Below are 17,882 nucleotides of genomic sequence, written 5' to 3'. Positions count from 1 at the left end.
CCTTCACCCCCTTCTTTTCCCTTTGGGAGGCCCGTGCATGGCACGTCTTTTGCTGATCCTCACGCTTGTTTTCGCATACTTGCCCGCCTCGGCACAGCAAGCGGATGCGCCGATCCAGCAACTGATGCAGGAGCATGCGAACCAGCTGGCGAAGCCATCGCGCACCAAGGTCGCCCCCACCATCGACGCCATCGCCGGAAGTGGCCTACCCGAGGCGCAGACCGTCCTGCGCAAGTGGCAGGACAAGGAGCTGTGGCGGAATGCTGAGACCGGCCTTTTCATCTGGGCCGAGGAAATCGACCGCGACACTATCCGAGGTTTCGACTTTGCCGGGGACACGGCCCTGGGCGAGTTGCCCGACGACGACTTTGAGCAGTCCAAACCCAATTCCGGCGTGCGCAAGATGATCGGCGCCGCGCTGGTGAGATTCCAGCTGACCGCCGAAGACCTCCCAACCCGCCGCACCGCCATCGACAACATCGAGCGGGACGCAGAAGCCTCGCACCTGGCCCCCCTGCGCGAGGCGATCGAGGCCGAGACAAGCCCGACCCTCAAGGCCCGCGCCGAACGCCTCGAACGTCTGCTGACCATCCGTTTCGGCGAAACCGAAGAAGAACGCATCGCCGCCATCGAAGGCTTCCAGGGCGACCTGGGAGTCGATTTGCGCGGTGCGCTGAACCCGCTGGTGACGACCCGGCTAGAAGCCGCGGAAACCGCGCCCGAAAGCCCCGAAATCGCCCGCGTCCTGAAACCCGGCTCCGAGGCCCTGCCCCGCGAGGACGCCTACGACCTGCTGGTCTCGGAAGGGTTCGCCAAGCCCCGCATCAGCCGCACCGACAAGGCCGCGGCGCTCGTGGTCAATATCGACGACGCGGCAGTCGCCGGAATCGAGGTCGCCACCTTGGACACCGAAGACGCCCGCGACATGGCCTATGCCAAGCTGGCCGAGCAAGGTACAGTCGACCCCGTCGCTACCGAGGCTGAGATCGACGAGACACTTGGCGAATACGCGTTCTACGAGGTCTTTACCGGCGCCCCGCCCGCCGTCGCGCTGGCCGCGATGGATGCCCTCAACGGCATCGAAACCCGCGTCGCCGTCAACCAGGCCGCCGACCTCGCGCTCGACGCCATTTCGCTCGGGTCGATCTATTTCCTCGCCGCCATCGGGCTTGCCATCACCTTTGGCGTGATGGGCGTGATCAACATGGCCCATGGCGAGTTCATCATGATGGGCGCCTATACCGGCTTTGTCGTGCAGCAGATCATCCCTGACCAGACGCTTTCGGTGATCCTCGCCATCCCGCTGGCCTTTGCCGTGACCTTCGCGGCGGGCGTGGCGATGGAACGGCTGGTCATCCGCTGGCTCTATCACCGCCCGCTGGAAACGCTGCTGGCCACCTTCGGTATCTCCATCGCGCTGCAACAGATCGCCAAGAACATCTTTGGCACGCAGGCCCGCCCGCTGACGGCGCCGGGCTGGCTCGACGGGTCACTGGTGTTCAACGATATCGTTTCGATCAGCTATATCCGCATCGCGATATTCGTGCTGGCGCTCTTGTTCCTTGCGCTGTTCCTGGTCGTGATGAACCGCACCCGGCTGGGGCTGGAGGTGCGCGCGGTCACCCAGAACCCGCGCATGGCGGCCTCGATGGGCATCAACCCCGACCGGATCAATATGCTGACCTTCGGGTTCGGGTCGGGCATCGCGGGCATCGCCGGTGTGGCCATCGGGCTATATGCCAAGGTCACGTCCGAGATGGGTGCCGACTACATCGTGCAAAGCTTCATGACCGTGGTCGTGGGCGGCGTCGGCAATATCTGGGGCACATTGCTGGGCGCAACCCTCGTGGGCTCACTGCAGAAAGGGATCGAATGGCTGAACCCCTCGAATACGCTGGCAGCGCAGACCTACATGATCTTGTTCATCATTCTCTTCATTCAATTCCGGCCGCGCGGTATCATCGCGCTCAAGGGCCGGGCGGCGGAGGCGTGACATGACCGACAGCACCCTCGCCCGCCCCGCACCGCGCCAGCCTCTGGTCCTGCGCTTTCCGGCGATCCTGATCTTCATGGCCTGCCTCGCGCTCTTCACGGTGGGCGTCACCATCCTGTCCGAAGGCTTCGGCATAGGCATCATTTCCACCAGCTTCGTCAAGACGCTGGGCAAGACGCTATGCCTCTGCCTCGTGGCGCTGGCGATGGACCTCGTCTGGGGCTATTGCGGGATCCTGTCGCTGGGGCACATGGCCTTTTTCGGACTGGGCGGCTACGCCATCGGCATGTGGCTGATGTACGAGCGCACCCGTCTGATCGTGGTCGAAAGCATGTCCGCCGAGGTTCTGCCGCCCACGCCCGAACAGATATCCGACGGCATCGCCAGCCAGATCTTCGGCGTTGTCGGCGCGTCCGAATTCCCGCCGATCTGGGCGGTCGCCCACTCGCTGCCGCTGCAACTGACCGCCGTGGTGCTGATACCGGGCCTCTTGGCGCTGGTCTTTGGCTGGTTCGCCTTCCGCAGCCGCGTGACGGGCGTGTACTTGTCGATCCTGACCCAGGCGATGACTCTCGCGCTCGCCCTCTACCTCTTTCAGAACGACAGCGGGTTGCGTGGCAACAATGGCCTCTCGGGCCTGCAAAACCTGCCCGGCCTCGGCAATGTCCCGCAATCCGTCGTCTCCGTGTGGTTCCTCTGGGCCTCGGCGCTCGCGCTCGGGCTGGGCTACTGGCTGGCCACCTGGGTCGTCTCGGGCAAGTTCGGCTCGGTGCTGCGCGGCATCCGCGATGACGAGGCGCGCGTGCGCTTCCTCGGCTATCCGGTCGAGGCGTACAAGCTTTTCGTCTTCACTCTGTCGGCGGTCATCGCGGGCATCGCCGGCGCGCTTTATTATCCGCAGGCCGGCATCATCAATCCGGCGGAACTGGCGCCCATAGCCTCGATCTACCTTGCCGTATGGGTCGCCATCGGCGGGCGCGGGCGGTTATACGGCGCGGTCATCGGGGCGGCCTTCGTTTCGCTTTTGTCGACGTGGTTTACCGGCGGACAGGCCCCCGACATCGTGCTGGGCAGCTGGCGCATCCAGTGGGTCGATTGGTGGACCGTTCTGCTGGGCGTGTCATTCGTCGCGGTCACGCTCTTTGCGCCCAAGGGTATCGGCGGGCTCTTCGACCTGCTGGCGGATCGCCTGACTCCTGACCGCCACGGCGCCGACCTCGGCCCAGACCAGGGCGCCCTGCGCGAACAGGAGGCCGACAAATGAGCCAGCTTCTGGAGGTCTCCGGCGTCTCGGTCAGCTTCGACGGCTTCAAGGCTTTGAACAACCTGTCCTTCTCGATTGGCAACAAGGAACTGCGCGCAGTCATCGGCCCCAACGGCGCGGGCAAGACCACCTTCATGGACGTGGTCACCGGCAAGACCAAGCCCGACGAGGGCCGTGTCCTCTGGGGCGAGCCGCCGGTTTCATTACTGGGGAAATCCGAAAGCAGCATCGCCATGGCGGGCGTGGGTCGCAAGTTCCAGCGCCCGACCGTGTTCGAGGATCAGACGGTTGAGGCCAACCTGATGATGGCGCTGCGCAAACCGCGCTCACCCTTCGCCGTTCTATTCTTCAAGCCGAGCGCCGAGGATCGCGACCGCGTCGCCGAGCTGGCCGAAACCATCGGTCTGGCGCAGGCGCTCGGGCGCAAATCTGGCGAGCTGTCGCACGGTCAGAAGCAGTGGCTGGAAATCGGCATGCTGCTGGCGCAGGACCCGCAGCTTCTGCTGGTGGACGAACCGGCGGCGGGCATGACCACCGTTGAGCGGGAAAAGACAACCGACCTTCTGCGCGAAGCCGCCAAAACCCGTGCCGTAGTCGTCGTCGAACATGACATGGAATTCGTCCGCCGCCTTGGTTGCAAGGTCACGGTCCTGCACGAGGGCGCGGTGCTGGCCGAAGGCTCCATCGACCATGTGACCAAGAACGAAAACGTGATCGAGGTGTATCTTGGCCGATGATATCCTGAGCGTCGAGGGCCTGACCCTTCACTACGGCGGCAGCCAGATCCTGAACGGCATCGATATGGGCGCGCGGCAAGGCGAGGTCACCTGCATCATGGGCACCAACGGCGTCGGCAAGACCTCTCTGCTGAAGGCGCTGTCGGGCACCCATCCCCGCTCCGGCGGAGCCTACACGCTGGCGGGGGAAAGCATCGGCAAACTGGGCGCGTATGACATGGCGCGGCGCGGTGTTGGCTACGTCCCCCAAGGGCGGGACATCTTCCCTTTCCTGACGGTCGAGGAAAATCTTGAGACAGGTTTTGCCTGCCTGCCGCGCAGCGAACGCCACCTGCGCGACGATATCTTCGACCTCTTTCCCATCCTCAAGGAATTCATGCCAAGGCGCGGCGGCGACCTCTCGGGCGGTCAGCAGCAACAGCTTGCTATTGCCCGCGCGCTGATCACGAAGCCCAAGGTACTGCTGCTGGATGAACCAACCGAGGGCATCCAGCCCAACGTGATCCAGCAGATCGGCGAAGCCATCCGCCTCCTGCGCAGCCAGGGCGACATCGCGATCATCCTTGTCGAGCAGTATTTCAGCTTTGCCTTCGACCTGGGCGACCGGTTCTACGTGATCGAACGCGGTGCTGTGAAACTGAGCGCGGACAAGGAAACCGTGACGAGCGAAGAACTTGCGAAAAGCACGGCGATTTGACGAGGCTCGAAAATCGCGGTGGATTGTATGTGGCAAGTCAAAAGAAGACGCCGTTTGCTTTGAGGTGAAATGCCTTGGCTTTTGGTGTGGCTGAAATGAACTCTGATCCGGATCCACGGATTGCAGCATATCACCCCGATAACATCGAATGACCTGCGCACGCGCGCTATGATCGGGTGTTTGAAAGCCTGAAACAAAAAAGGGGCGTCGCCGCCCCTTTTTTCATGCCTTGCTTGACCGGCCTCAGGCCAGGCCGTGCTGCGACATCGGCAGGCTGCGCACCCGCTCGCCGGTCGCCTTGTAGACGGCATTCGCCACGGCAGGGCCGATGGGCGGCGTGCCCGGCTCACCGATGCCGGTGGGCGCTTCGGTCGAGGGCACGATATGCACTTCAACCTCGGGCATGTCCGAAATCCGCAGCGGCGTGTAGTCCGGGAAGTTGAACTGGTCCACCTCTCCATCGGTCATGGTGATCTGCTCCCGCAGGATCGATGACAGGCCATAGCCAAGGGCGCCCTCGACCTGTGCCACGATGTTGTCGGGGTTGATCGGCACACCGCAATCCACGCCGCAGGTGACTTTCTCGACCTTGATCGTGCCGTCTTCACGCAGTCGCACATCGGCCACTTCGGCAACGTAGCTGCCAAAGCTCTTGTGCACGGCAATCCCGCGATGGGTGCCTTCCGGCCCGGATTCTCCGGCCTTTTCTACCGCCAACCGCAACGCTCCGGCCAACCGCGCATCCTCGCCCAGATAGGTCAGGCGGAACTCCACCGGATCGCGCCCGGCGGCCTCTGCCAACTCGTCCATCATGGTCTCCATGACATAGGCCGTGTGCGTGTGCCCGACCGAGCGCCACCACAGGACCGGCACGCCGACATCCGGGTGGTGCACGTCGACCGTAAGGTCAGGAATGGCATAGGGCGTGGGGTGAATGCCCTCGATCGTGGTGTCGTCGACCCCTTCCTTGACCATGTATTGCTCGAACGGCGTACCCTTGGCGATGCTCTGGCTGACGATGCGGTGCTCCCAGCCAGAGATATTGCCGTCGGCGTCAAGCCCAGCCCGCACGCGGTGCATCGTGAGGGGGCGATAGTAGCCGCCCTTGATGTCATCCTCGCGCGTGTAGATCAGCTTGATCGGCCGTGCGTCGTGACCAGCCTCCAGCCAGGCCTTGCCGATGGTCGCGGCCTCGGCGACCAGGTGCGCGTCGCCCGTCGCGCGACGACCGAAAGATCCGCCGCCCCACTTGGTATGCACCTGCACCTGCCCCATCTCAAGCCCGAGGACCGAAGCCGCGGTGCCGTGATCCACGGTCTGCAACTGCGAACCGCCCCAGAACTGCGCGGAACTGCCGTCGAAATGCACGGTCATGTCCAGCGGTTCCATCGGCGCGTGAGCCAGATAAGGAAACACGTAGTCCGCTTCGATGATCGTCTCTGCCTGCTCCAGCTTTGCAGCGGCGTCGCCCTTTGGCTCTGCCGGGTTTCCGGGCTGGTCCAAAAGCGCACGGAACTCTTCCATCAGGGCGTCCGTCCCCCGAGCCTCACCCGAGCCTTCGGTCCATTCCAGCGCCAGCGCGTCCCGCGCCTGCATCGCCTTCCACGTGGTGTCGGCCACCACGACGACGCCTTGCGGGATTTCCAGCACATCATGCACGCCGTCCATCGCTTTCGCGTCGGCCGCGTCTATCGAGGCCAAGGTCGCGCCGAACCGCGGCGGGCGTGCCGTTACGGCAACCAGCCCACCCTCGGGCTGCTGATCGATCCCGAACATGCCGACGCTGCCTCGCGTCTTTTGCGGCACCTCCACGCGGGCGAAGGACTTGCCGAGATAGACCCAATCCTCGGGTGCCTTCAGCACAACATCCTCGGGCGGTTGCTGGCCGGCCGCAAGGCTCGCCATCTCGCCGAATGTGACACTGTTTTCGCCAGCCGAAAGTTTGCCCTCGGAAACGCCGATCTCGGAGGCATCGACGCCCCACTCGCTTGCAGCCGCATTGACCAGCATCGCCCGGACGGTCGCGCCGGCTTTGCGGTACTGCTCCCACGAATTGGGCATTGCTGTAGACCCGCCGGTACCCTGCACGCCGAACGCGCTGTTCGCATAAACTTCGGGGTTCGACGGTGCGAAATCCGTGGTGATCTGATCCATCGAGGCATCCAATTCCTCGGCCACCAGCGTGGCAAGACCCGATGCCGTGCCCTGCCCCATATCCAGGTGCTTGCTGAGTACAAGAACGGTGTTGTCCGGCATCACGTGGACGAACGGCGTCACCAGCACGTCGCCCTCGGCAGCGGACTGTGCCAGACCACGCACAGGCACGGCAGCGCCGAGCAACAGACCACCGGCGGCACCGGCGGACAGGGTCAGAAATCCGCGCCGCGTCGTCGTGAGCGCGCGTGTGGCGGGCATCAGGTCGCGTTTGTCGATCAGTCTCATCTTACGCCTCCATGATTTCTGCGGCCCGGTGAATGGCCTTGCGGATACGGGCGTAGGACGCGCAGCGGCACAGGTTGCCATCCATTGCCGTGTCGATGTCTTCGTCAGTGGGTTTGGGCGTTTCCGCCAGCAGCGCCGAGGCCGACATGATCTGCCCCGATTGGCAATAGCCGCATTGCGGGACCTGAAGCTCGACCCAGGCCTCCTGAATCGCCTTCGCAGCGTCGTTTTCGACGCCTTCGATCGTGGTGATCGTCGCGCCCTCAAGGTCGCCGAGGTACGTCTGGCAGGATCGCGACGGCACGCCGTCGATATGCACCGTGCATGCCCCGCATGAGGCGACACCGCATCCGTACTTGGTGCCGGTCATTTTTAGTTCATCGCGCAGCGCCCAAAGCAATGGCATATCCGGGCTTGCGTCGATTTCCGTTTTTTTTCCGTTGAGTGTGAATGTCGTCATGTCTGGCTCCTATCCCTGTTGGCAGTCGCTGGAACGTCAAACGGGCGCGAGGACCGCGCCTTGGTGATCACAACTTACGAGTTAGAGCGGATCCGCAAAAGTCGATACCGGCCACGTCACCCGCACAGGCATGCGTTCAAATTCGCACAAGGCACCGGCGGATCAGCGCGTGAAACGGTCCGGCGCAAAGGGGGTAACGTCGATATTCGGACGCCCGCCAGAGATCATCTGCGCCAGCAATCGGCCCGTTTTGGGTCCGCCGGTCAACCCCACGTGATCGTGACCGAAGCCGGTATAGGCACCGGCAACAGCCGGCACCGCCCCGATCAACGGCAGCGAGTCCGAGACTGCCGGACGATGGCCCATCCACCGCGTGGTTTCGCGCCATGTCAGACCCGGCAGCGCCGCTTTCAGATGACGCATGAACATGCGGTAGGGCGCCTCGGGCGGCGGCGCGTCGAACCCGCCATACCCGACCATTCCGGCCAGCCGGATGCGGCCTTCCATCGGCGTGATCACGAACTTGCCCGCCGAGAACATCAGGGGAGACCGCGGCATCTGCGACGGCTCCCAAAGCTCGACATGAAAACCGCTCTCGGGATGCAGGGGAACCGCTATGCCTAACGACTCGGCCAGGGGTTTCGACCATGCGCCGGTCGTGACAACGGCCGTATCCACCGCGAGCGTTTCGCCCGTCAGGCGCAGCCCCGTGACTTGCCCATTGGTGCGTTCGATCGCTTTGACCTCATCACGGATCAGCCGAACTCCAAGGCGTTCGGCGGCTCTTGCAAGCGCTTTGACATAAGCCCCCGGATCCGAAATGCGCCCATGGTTCGCGATACGGGCGGCACATCCGATCGCCTCCCCGTAGATCGGGTCGTAAGCGCGCAAGGCCTCGCGATCCATCACCGAAAAGTCGAACCCCTGCGCCGTGCGGATGTCCCACGTGAACCGATCCGCATCGAACGCCTTTCGGGTCGTATAGCCATAGAGATAGTCGCAGGGCACGACGTATTTTTCGGCTTCGGTTCCCGCCGCAAGGGCCTGGTGGTCTGCCAGGCTGTCGCCTATCAACGGCAGCATCGCGTTCGCCCGGGTCTTGGCTGCATCGGCCGTCGCGTGGCGCAGGTATTTCATCAGCCAGGGCGCAAGCGCGGGCAAATGGCGCCACCGGATGTAAAGCGGTTCACGAGGATCCAGTGCCATGCGCGGGGCCTTGCGCAAGAGGCCGGGACTAGGCACAGGCAGTGTGCCCGCGGACGCCAGAAGGCCCGCGTTTCCGAAACTTGTCGCCTCGCCAGGACCGGCCTTGTCGATCAGGGTGACCGTATGACCTTCGCGCGCCAGCCAAAGCGCGGTGGACACCCCCACGATGCCCGCGCCGATCACTGCAACATTACACGTCTTGCCTGTCATAGGTGCAGCTTTAGCGGCGCCTTCATTGCTGTCAATGGCACCGCAACTGGCGTGGCGTGCTGCCGTACTGCCGTCGGATCGCACGGGTCATGGAGGACGGCGAATCGTACCCGCAGCGAATGGCGATCTCGGCAATTCCCAAGGTGCTGTCCTCGATCAGCTTACGCGCGGCGGCCAGGCGCAGATGTCGATAGACCTTGCCCGGAGACGCCCCCAACCGCGCGCGAAACCGGCGGTCAAGCGTCCGGGGCTGACACGACAAACGCGTCGCAAGCTGTTGCAGGGTCAGCGGCTTTTCGACGGCGTCGCGCATCACCTGCAAGCCACGGCGCACCAGTGGGTCAGCGACCTGCCTGGTCCTGCCGCGGCCCACCGGCGGCTCGCCATGCAAAAACAGCGCCTCGACGTCCAGCCGGACGGCCATGCCGGCATGCTGCGCGATCAACTCCAGTGTCAGGTCGAGCGCCGACATGGCGCCGGCGCATGTGATCACGTTTCCATCCCGCAGCACCCGGGCCTGCTCGGCATCGACGGTCAGGAACCGCTCGGTGAAGGCGTCCAGTAGGTCCCAGTGCACCGTTGCCCGGCGCCCGTCCAACAACCCGGCGGACGCAAGCAGCCACGGTCCTGCGTCCAGTCCCACAACGACATCGGCGTGGTGAACGGCATCGCGCAATCGCCTGCGGGTGCGCGGGCTGTCATGCACTTCGTGGCCGTAGCTTGCCACTACGAACAGGTAGTCGACCTTCGGCATCGCGGTCACCGAGGCGCGGGCGATCATTTCGATGTCGCTGGAGGACCGAGACGGACCGCCATCAAGGCTGAGCACTGTCCAGTCGAAGATCGGCCTTGGTCCGACCGTGTTGGCGGCGCGCAAAGGCTCGATGCAATTGGCCAGGCACAGGTTCGAGAACCTGTCGAACAGCAGAAACCCGATCCGCGTGGTATGAAGCGCTGATTTTGTCCATTCCAGCATGATTTTTGTCAATTAGCGCAAACTTGGCGATATCGCCAGCGCGATATGATCTGGCCAACAAAGGGAGACCACCATGCCGCTTGCCATGAACCGAGAGGTTTTTATCACTTGTGCCGTGACCGGATCGGGCGGGACACAAGACAAGAGCCCGCACGTGCCACGAAGCCCCGAGCAGATCGCGGACAGCGCCATTGCTGCGGCCAAGGCGGGGGCGGCGGTGGTGCATTGTCATGTGCGCGACCCCGAGACCGGGGTGCCGTCGCGGGACGTGAAGATGTTCCGCGAAGTGACCGAGCGGATCCGGGATGCGGACGTCGACGTGGTGCTGAACCTGACCGCCGGGATGGGCGGGGACATGGTGTTTGGCGACGTGGAGAACCCGCTGCCCCTGAACCAGGCCGATACAGACATGATCGGCGCAACCGAGCGGGTGGCGCATGTGGCGGAGTGCCGGCCGGAAATCTGCACCCTGGATTGCGGCACGATGAACTTTGCCGAGGCCGATTACGTCATGACCAACACGCCCGGCATGCTGACGGCGATGGGCCGGATGATGACCGAGCTAGGAGTAAAGCCCGAGATCGAAGCCTTCGACACCGGGCATTTGTGGTATGCAAAACAACTGGTTAGCGACGGAGTGCTGGAAAGCCCCGCGCTGGTGCAGCTGTGCATGGGCGTGCCGTGGGGCGCGCCGGATGATCTGAACACCTTCATGGCGATGGTCAACAACATCCCCGACGACTGGCACTTCAGTGCGTTCGGCCTCGGGCGCAACCAGATGCCTTACGTCGCCGCCTCTGTGCTGGCGGGGGGCAATGTGCGCGTCGGGCTGGAGGACAACCTGATGCTGGACAAGGGTGTGCTGGCCACCAATGAACAGCTTGTCGCCCGCGCGAAGGAGATCATAGAACGGCTGGGCGCCCGTGTGATCGGGCCCGAGGATGTGCGCAAGAAGCTGGGGCTGACCAAGCGGGCGCCGGTCTGAAAATGGCTGTCGGTATCGCGTCGGTATTTGGGTGGCATCGCGTCGGTGCCATTTACGCCTGTCGGACGACCCGGCCATGAGCCGCCGCGTGGTCATCACCGCCGGCGCGTCCGGGATCGGCAAGCGGCTGGCCGAACGGTTCCTGGAAATGGGCGACCGCGTGGCGATCTGTGACACCGACCCGATGGCGGTGGCCGCGATGGCCGAGGCCAACCCGTCGCTGATCGCGCAACAGGCCGATGTCACCGATGAGGCCGAGATGGACGCTTTCCTGAGCCAGGTCGAAGGTGAATGGGGCGGGGCCGACGTGGTCTGCGCCAATGCCGGGACGGGCGGACAGGCGGGACTGATCGAGGATCTGGATTATGCCGCCTGGCAGCAATGTATCGCGGTCAACCTGCACGGGTCGTTCCTGACCTGCCGCTGGGCCGCGCGAGTGATGCGGACTCAAAAATCTGGACTGATCGTGCTGACCACGTCGACGGCGGGGCAATGGGGCTATCCCTATCGCTCGCCCTATTCCTCGGCCAAGTGGGCCTTGGTGGGCCTGACCAAGACACTGGCGATGGAGCTTGGCCCGGCAGGCGTCCGGGTGAACGCCATCGCGCCCGGCGCGGTGGAAGGCGAACGGATGAATCGCGTCGTGGCCATGGAGGCCGCCGCCAGCGGCAAGGCCGAGGACGAGGTCCGCGCGCAATACGTCAAGGGCGTCAGCCTGCGCTCCTGGGTCAGCGCCGATGACCTTGCCGACATGGTGCTGTTTCTCGCATCGCCGGGGGCGTCGAAGATTTCGGGGCAGGTTATGGCGGTGGATGGCCACACCGAGACACTGGTGCCATGATGCGCGCGAAGCATCACGACATGAGGCAAACCATGCGAAACTGGACGAACCGGATCACATACCTCGCGGCGGCCCTGGCGCTGGCGGGCTGCGCCAGCGGGCCCTTGGCCCCGGACAGATCATTCCGCGACACGGGTCAACCGCTGTCGGTGACGACGCGCGGCAACGGGATGCAGGACATGGGCGGTCCGTGGTTCGTGCGAGGATATTTCCCCGGCGACGGCGGGCTGGCGATGGTGACCTTCCTGCCCGATCTACGCGGCCAGCAAGCGGTGGAGTTTCGCACCGAGGCCTGCCTGCTATCCGGCGACTGCGAGACGGACACCGAGATATGGATGGCCCGGCCGCTGGGCCAGAACCGCTGGCAACTGAACCGCGAGGGCGAAGCGCCGCGGCAGATGTGGGTCGTGTGGGTGGATGACGATTTCCGTACGGCGGCAATCGGGACGCCCGATGGCAGCTATGGCTGGATCCTCGACCGTCGCCCCGACGGCGGAGCGGACCGGCTGCGGGCGGCGGCGGAGATCCTGAATTTCAACGGCTATGACACCTCGCGGATCAAGGTGCGATGACGAAGGGAACGACGATGGCGAAACGGGCGGCAATCATTGGTGGCGGCGTGATCGGCGGCGGCTGGGCCGCGCGGTTCCTGCTGAACGGCTGGGATGTGCGGGTTTTCGACCCCGACCCGCAAGCCGAGCGCAAGGTGGGCGAGGTGCTGACCAATGCGCGCGGCGCGTTGCCGATGCTTTATGATTGCGCCCTGCCCGCCGAGGGCAAGCTGAGTTTTCACGGCTCAATCGCCGAAGCGGTCGACGGCGCGGACTGGATACAGGAAAGCGTGAGCGAGCGGCTGGACCTGAAGCACAAGGTCTTTGCCGAGATCCAGGTCGCCGCGCCGGGCGTGCCCATCGGCTCGTCTACCAGCGGGTTCAAGCCTTCGGAGTTGCAGCAAGGTGCCGCCGATCCGTCGACGATCATGGTCACGCACCCGTTCAACCCGGTCTACCTGCTGCCCCTGATCGAGGTGGTGCCATCCGAGGCCACGGCGCCCGCGATGGTCGAGGCGGCCAAGGCGACGCTGACAGAGGTTGGCTTGTATCCGCTGCACGTGCGCAAGGAGATCGATGCGCATATCGCGGACCGTTTCCTGGAAGCGGTCTGGCGTGAGGCCCTCTGGTTGGTGAAGGATGGCATCGCCACCACAGAGGAGATCGACAACGCCATCCGCTATGGCTTTGGTCTGCGCTGGGGACAGATGGGCCTTTTCGAGACGTACCGCGTGGCGGGCGGCGAAGCCGGGATGCGGCATTTCATGGCGCAGTTCGGTCCGGCGCTGAGCTGGCCCTGGACCAAGCTGATGGATGTGCCGGAGTTCACGCCCGAGTTGGTGGACCTGATCGCGGACCAGTCGGACGCGCAGTCTGGGCACCTGTCGATCCGGGAGCTTGAGCGCAAGCGAGACCGCAACCTGATCGCCATGATGCGGGCGCTGAAGCAGCAGGGGACGTCGTCGGGCAAGCTGGTCGGTCAGCATCAACGCACGCTGATGCATCCGCCGCAGAACGCCCAGCCGATGATCACGCAGGACCGGATGGTGCCGGTCGACTGGACCGACATGAACGGCCACATGAACGAGGGCCGCTACGGGCAGGTGTTCAGCGATGCGGCCGAGGGCGTGATGGCGTTTGTGGGCGCGGACGAAGCCTATGTGTCCGAGCGGCAGCTGAGTTATTTCACCGTGGAGACGACCATCAAGTATTTGGCCGAGACGCAGGCCGGGGAAGAGATCATCGTCGAGAGCCGGGTGACCGAAGGCGGCGGCAAGAAGCTGCGCTGTTTTCACGAGATGAAGCGCAAGAGCGACGGCGAGGTAATGGCGACCTGCGACCAGCTGATGCTGCATGTGAGCCTGGAGACCCGGCGCACCTGCGCGCCGCCCGAGGACGTGGCGGACAAGGTGGCGGCGCTGGCCGCCCTGCACGCGGAGGAGTGAGACCATGCATTTCGGATTGACGGACGAGCAGGAGATGATCGTCTCGACGGTGCGCAGTTTCGTCGAGAAGGAGGTCTATCCCCACGAGGAACTGGTCGAACGGACCGGCGAGGTGCCGCCCGAAGTGGCGCAGGAGATCAAGCGCAAGTGCATGGATCTCGGGTTTTACGCCTGCAACTTCCCCGACGAGGTGGGCGGCGCGGGCCTCGGCCACGTGGATTTCGCGCTGGTCGAACGGGAACTGGGGCGCGGGTCGATGGCGCTGACGCATTTCTTCGGCCGGCCGCAGAACATCCTGATGGCCTGCGAGGGCGAGCAGCGCGAGCGGTACCTGCTGCCCGCCGTGCGGGGCGAGCGGATGGATGCGCTGGCGATGACCGAGCCCGATGCCGGGTCGGACGTGCGGGGGATGAAGTGTTTCGCCAAGCGTGACGGCGGCGACTGGGTGGTGAACGGCACCAAGCATTTCATCTCGGGTGCGGATCATGCCGATTTCATCATCGTCTTCATCGCCACGGGCGAGGACGACACGCCCAAAGGCCCCAAGAAACGCATCACCGCCTTCCTTGTCGATCGCGGCACGCCGGGATTCACCATCCGCGACGGCTACAAGTCGGTCAGCCACCGCGGTTACAAGAACATGGTGCTGGAATTCGATGATTGCCGCCTGCCCGACGCGCAGGTGCTGGGCGAGGTCGATGGCGGGTTCGCGGTGATGAACGAATGGCTATACGCCACGCGCATCACCGTGGCGACGATGAGTGTCGGGCGGGCCCGGCGGGCCTTTGACTACGCCTTGAGTTACGCCGCCGAGCGCAAACAGTTCGGCCAGCAGATCGGCAAGTTCCAGGGCGTGAGCTTTCAGATCGCCGACATGGTCACCGAGATCGACGCCGCTGACTGGCTGACCCTCGCCGCCGCCTGGCGGCTGGATCAAGGCTTGCCGGCGAACCGCGAGATCGCCTCGGCCAAGCTATATGCCAGCGAAATGCTGGCCCGCGTGACCGACGCCACCTTGCAGATCTTTGGCGGCATGGGCCTGATGGACGACTTTCCCATCGAGCGGTTCTGGCGCGACGCAAGGGTCGAGCGGATCTGGGACGGCACATCGGAAATCCAGCGGCACATCATCAGCCGCGAGCTTCTGCGGCCGCTGGGAGCATAAGAGACGAATGCCTTCGGCGAGGATACTCCTTGGTGCAAGGATCCGCCCCATGCGCGACCTGAGCCGCCTCTTCCAGCCCAAGTCGATCGCCGTCATCGGCGGCGGCGCGTGGTGCACGAGCGTTGTGCAACAATGCCTCAAGATGGGCTTTGCCGGGCCAGTCTGGCCGGTCCATCCGACCAGGACCGAGATCGCGGGCCAAACCGCCTGGGCGCGGCTGGAGGATCTGCCCGAACCGCCCGACGCGGTTTTCATCGGCGTGAACCGCCACGCGACGGTCGAGACAGTGGGCCGCCTGCGCGCGATGGGTGCGGGCGGTGCCGTGTGCTTTGCCAGCGGCTTTCGCGAGGCACAGGCCGAAACCGGCGACGGCGCCGATCTTCAGCTGGCCTTGCTGGATGCCGCGGGGGATATGCCGATCCTGGGGCCCAATTGCTATGGCTTCATCAACTATCTCGATGGGGCGCTGCTGTGGCCCGACCAGCATGGCGGCGCGCGTGTCGAAAGCGGGGTGGCGGTGCTGACCCAAAGTTCCAACATGGCCATCAACATCTCGATGCAGTCGCGCGGCCTGCCCCTGGCCTATGTGACCACTGCCGGGAACCAGGCGCAGACCGGATTGGCCGAACTTGGCATGGCGCTGCTTGACGACCCGAGGGTGACCGTTCTGGCGCTTCATGTCGAAGGCGTGGGCGACGTCGCCGCGTTTGAGGCACTGGCGCTTGCGGCACGCGCGCTGGGCAAACCGATCGTGGTGTTGAAGGCCGGAAAATCGGCGCGGGCCCAAGCTGCGGCTGTCTCGCACACCGCCTCACTGGCCGGCAGCAATGCCGGGGCAAGGGCATTGTTGAAACGCCTGGGGATGGCACAGGTCGATAGCCTGCCTGCCCTGTTGGAGACCGCGAAACTCCTGCATTTCGCCGGTCCCTTGCGGGGCACGTCGCTTGCGTCGGTGTCTTGTTCCGGCGGCGAGGCCAGCCTGATGGCCGACAGCGCCGAGGACAGGGGCGTGCAGTTCCCCGATCTGACAGCCGCGCAAATCACCCGTTTGCGCGAGGTGCTGGGACCCATGGTAGCGCTAGCCAACCCATTGGATTATCACACCTTTATCTGGAACGATGACGAGCGCATGGCACAGGTCTTCGCCACGATGCAAGGCGGCGAGGCCGACCTGACCTGCGTGATCATCGACTTTCCGCGCAAGGACCGCTGCGATCCGGCGGCGTGGGATTGCGTGTTCGCCGCCGGTTCAGCGGCGGTGGCAGAGACCGGCAAGCCCCTGGTTCTGGTCTCGACCCTGCCGGAGTTGCTGCCCGAAGACATGGCGGCGCGCGCCGTGGCCGGGGGTATGATCCCGATGCAGGGCCTCGATGATTTCCTGACCGCGCTGGAAGCGGCCGCTTTTGCCGGACAGTGCGGACCGCCGCCCGCGCCGGCCTTGGCCGTCGCGCCAATCGAGTCATCCGTGGTTATGGAGGAGGCCGAGGCCAAGCGACACCTGGTCGAGGCCGGGCTGGACGTGCCGCGCCTGGTGTCTGCCCGGTCAGTCGACGAGGCAGCGGCCGCAGCCGAGAAGGTGGGATTTCCCGTTGTGCTAAAAGGCACCGGCGCGGCGCACAAGACCGAGGCCGGGCTTGTCGCCCTGGGCCTGAAGAGCGCCTCGGACGTCGACGCGGCGGCGGGCGGGATGGCCTGCAAGGGCTACCTCGTCGAAGAGATGATAACGGGTGGCGTGGCGGAACTGCTGCTGGGTGTGGTACGGGACCCAGCGCATGGCTTCGTGATGACACTGGGGGCCGGTGGCACGCTGACCGAGATCCTGCGGGACACGGTTTCGATGTTGTTGCCGATCTCGGAGGAAGAGGTCGCCGAGGCTCTGGCACGGTTGAAAATCGCGCCAGTGCTGGACGGGTATCGCGGGCAACCGGGCGTGGACAAGGCTTCGATCATTCGCGCGACGATGGCGCTGCAGGACTATGTTACGGCCCATCGCTGCATAGTGGAGGAAGTCGAGGTCAACCCGCTGATCTGTACGAACACCCGCGCGGTGGTCGCGGACGCATTGATACGGCTAGGAGAACGAGATGACGGATAATCCGGTAAAGACCGAAAGACGCGGCCATGTTCTGGAAGTGACATTGGACAGGCCCAAGGCCAATGCGATCGACCTGACGACAAGCCGGATCATGGGCGACGTATTCAAGGACTTCCGCGACGATCCGGAGTTGCGCGTGGCGCTGATTACCGGGGCGGGCGACAAGTTCTTTTGCCCCGGTTGGGATTTGAAGTCAGCCGCGGATGGTGATGCGGTGGACGACGATTACGGCGTCGGCGGCTTCGGGGGCTTGCAGGAAATGCGGGCGATGAACAAGCCGATCATCGCCGCCGTCAACGGCATCTGCTGCGGCGGCGGGCTGGAATGGGCGCTGAGCGCGGACATTATTTTGGCCGCCGACCATGCGCAGTTCGCCCTGCCCGAGATCCGGTCGGGCACGGTGGCCGATGCGGCCAGTGTGAAGCTGCCCAAGCGTATCCCGTATCACATCGCGATGGAAATGCTGCTGACCGGGCGCTGGATCGATGCCGAAGAGGCCGCGCGGTGGGGGCTGATCAACCAGATCCATCCGGGCGACCAGCTTATGGCGAACGCGCGGGACATGGCGGATTTGCTGGCGAGCGGCCCGCCGCTGGTTTACGCGGCGATCAAGGAGATCGTGCGCGAGGCCGAGGCGATGACGTTCCAGGACGCGATGAACCGGATCACGCGGCGGCAATTCGAAAGCGTCGATGTGCTGTATGATTCCGAGGATCAACTGGAAGGCGCCAAGGCCTTTGCCGAAAAGCGCGACCCGGTCTGGAAGGGGCGCTGAGGGCGGTCGAAGGCGGCTGAAAATTCGGAGGATTTTCTGG

At 64.5% G+C, this 17,882-nt stretch carries 15 protein-coding genes; 11 read left to right on the top strand and 4 right to left on the bottom strand.

What is annotated here, in order from left to right:
- Positions 1–37: 37 nt before the first annotated feature.
- From urtB to urtE, 4 genes are read left to right on the top strand one after another with little or no spacing between them, the layout of a single operon-like run.
- Positions 38–1,993 (top strand): urea ABC transporter permease subunit UrtB, encoded by a 1,956-nt coding sequence (gene urtB, locus C2I35_RS05110; protein ID WP_103761976.1) that lies wholly within the window; start codon positions 38–40, stop codon positions 1,991–1,993.
- A gap of 1 nt (position 1,994) precedes the next feature.
- Entirely contained in the window at positions 1,995–3,257 is a 1,263-nt protein-coding gene (gene urtC / locus C2I35_RS05105; RefSeq protein ID WP_103761975.1) for an urea ABC transporter permease subunit UrtC, read from the top strand.
- The gene (urtD, locus tag C2I35_RS05100; protein ID WP_103761974.1) at positions 3,254–3,994 is read left to right on the top strand and encodes an urea ABC transporter ATP-binding protein UrtD; all 741 of its coding nucleotides are present in this window, start codon (positions 3,254–3,256) and stop codon (positions 3,992–3,994) included. Before urtC ends, urtD begins: the two co-directional genes overlap by 4 nt.
- A gap of 1 nt (position 3,995) precedes the next feature.
- Positions 3,996–4,691: an urea ABC transporter ATP-binding subunit UrtE gene (urtE, locus tag C2I35_RS05095; protein WP_103762468.1), complete on the top strand. Its 696-nt coding sequence runs from the start codon at positions 3,996–3,998 to the stop codon at positions 4,689–4,691.
- A 243-nt stretch (positions 4,692–4,934) separates the two neighbouring features.
- Here urtE and C2I35_RS05090 read toward each other — a convergent pair whose 3' ends face one another.
- The 4 genes from C2I35_RS05090 to C2I35_RS05075 form a co-directional block, all read right to left on the bottom strand.
- Complete coding sequence (locus C2I35_RS05090) at positions 4,935–7,133, bottom strand: xanthine dehydrogenase family protein molybdopterin-binding subunit (protein WP_245890404.1); 2,199 nt, start codon at positions 7,131–7,133, stop codon at positions 4,935–4,937.
- Between the two features lies 1 nt (position 7,134).
- Positions 7,135–7,593: a (2Fe-2S)-binding protein gene (locus C2I35_RS05085; protein ID WP_103761973.1), complete on the bottom strand. Its 459-nt coding sequence runs from the start codon at positions 7,591–7,593 to the stop codon at positions 7,135–7,137.
- 162 nt (positions 7,594–7,755) lie between these two features.
- On the bottom strand, positions 7,756–9,009 hold the full coding sequence (locus C2I35_RS05080) for an NAD(P)/FAD-dependent oxidoreductase (RefSeq protein WP_103761972.1): 1,254 nt from the start codon (positions 9,007–9,009) through the stop codon (positions 7,756–7,758).
- 31 nt (positions 9,010–9,040) lie between these two features.
- A complete protein-coding gene (locus tag C2I35_RS05075; RefSeq protein ID WP_103761971.1) occupies positions 9,041–9,985 on the bottom strand; it encodes a GlxA family transcriptional regulator in 945 nt (314 codons plus the stop codon).
- Positions 9,986–10,058: 73 nt separating this feature from the next.
- On the opposite strand from C2I35_RS05075, the gene bcoG reads away from it, so the two are divergent.
- The 7 genes from bcoG (at position 10,059) to C2I35_RS05040 (ending at position 17,842) form a co-directional block, all read left to right on the top strand.
- A complete protein-coding gene (gene bcoG, locus C2I35_RS05070) occupies positions 10,059–10,970 on the top strand; it encodes a 3-dehydrocarnitine:acetyl-CoA trimethylamine transferase BcoG (protein WP_103761970.1) in 912 nt (303 codons plus the stop codon).
- Positions 10,971–11,046: 76 nt separating this feature from the next.
- Positions 11,047–11,811: an SDR family oxidoreductase gene (locus C2I35_RS05065; RefSeq protein ID WP_103761969.1), complete on the top strand. Its 765-nt coding sequence runs from the start codon at positions 11,047–11,049 to the stop codon at positions 11,809–11,811.
- Between the two features lie 32 nt (positions 11,812–11,843).
- Positions 11,844–12,383: a lipocalin family protein gene (locus C2I35_RS05060; protein WP_170067125.1), complete on the top strand. Its 540-nt coding sequence runs from the start codon at positions 11,844–11,846 to the stop codon at positions 12,381–12,383.
- A gap of 14 nt (positions 12,384–12,397) precedes the next feature.
- Positions 12,398–13,807 carry a carnitine 3-dehydrogenase gene (locus C2I35_RS05055; RefSeq protein WP_103762466.1) on the top strand — a complete coding sequence of 470 codons (1,410 nt, stop codon included), beginning with the start codon at positions 12,398–12,400 and terminating at the stop codon, positions 13,805–13,807.
- 4 nt (positions 13,808–13,811) lie between these two features.
- Entirely contained in the window at positions 13,812–14,972 is a 1,161-nt protein-coding gene (locus C2I35_RS05050; protein ID WP_103761967.1) for an acyl-CoA dehydrogenase family protein, read from the top strand.
- Between the two features lie 49 nt (positions 14,973–15,021).
- Positions 15,022–17,067, top strand: coding sequence for an acetate--CoA ligase family protein (locus C2I35_RS05045; protein WP_103761966.1), 2,046 nt, complete (start codon positions 15,022–15,024; stop codon positions 17,065–17,067).
- Positions 17,057–17,842, top strand: coding sequence for a carnitinyl-CoA dehydratase (locus C2I35_RS05040; protein ID WP_103761965.1), 786 nt, complete (start codon positions 17,057–17,059; stop codon positions 17,840–17,842). The genes C2I35_RS05045 and C2I35_RS05040 overlap by 11 nt, the downstream gene beginning before the upstream one ends.
- The last annotated feature ends 40 nt before the right edge of the window (positions 17,843–17,882 follow it).

Source organism: Roseovarius confluentis (genome assembly GCF_002917925.1).
Classification (GTDB): Bacteria; Pseudomonadota; Alphaproteobacteria; order Rhodobacterales; family Rhodobacteraceae; genus Roseovarius; species Roseovarius confluentis.
This window is presented reverse-complemented; position numbering and strand designations above follow the sequence as displayed.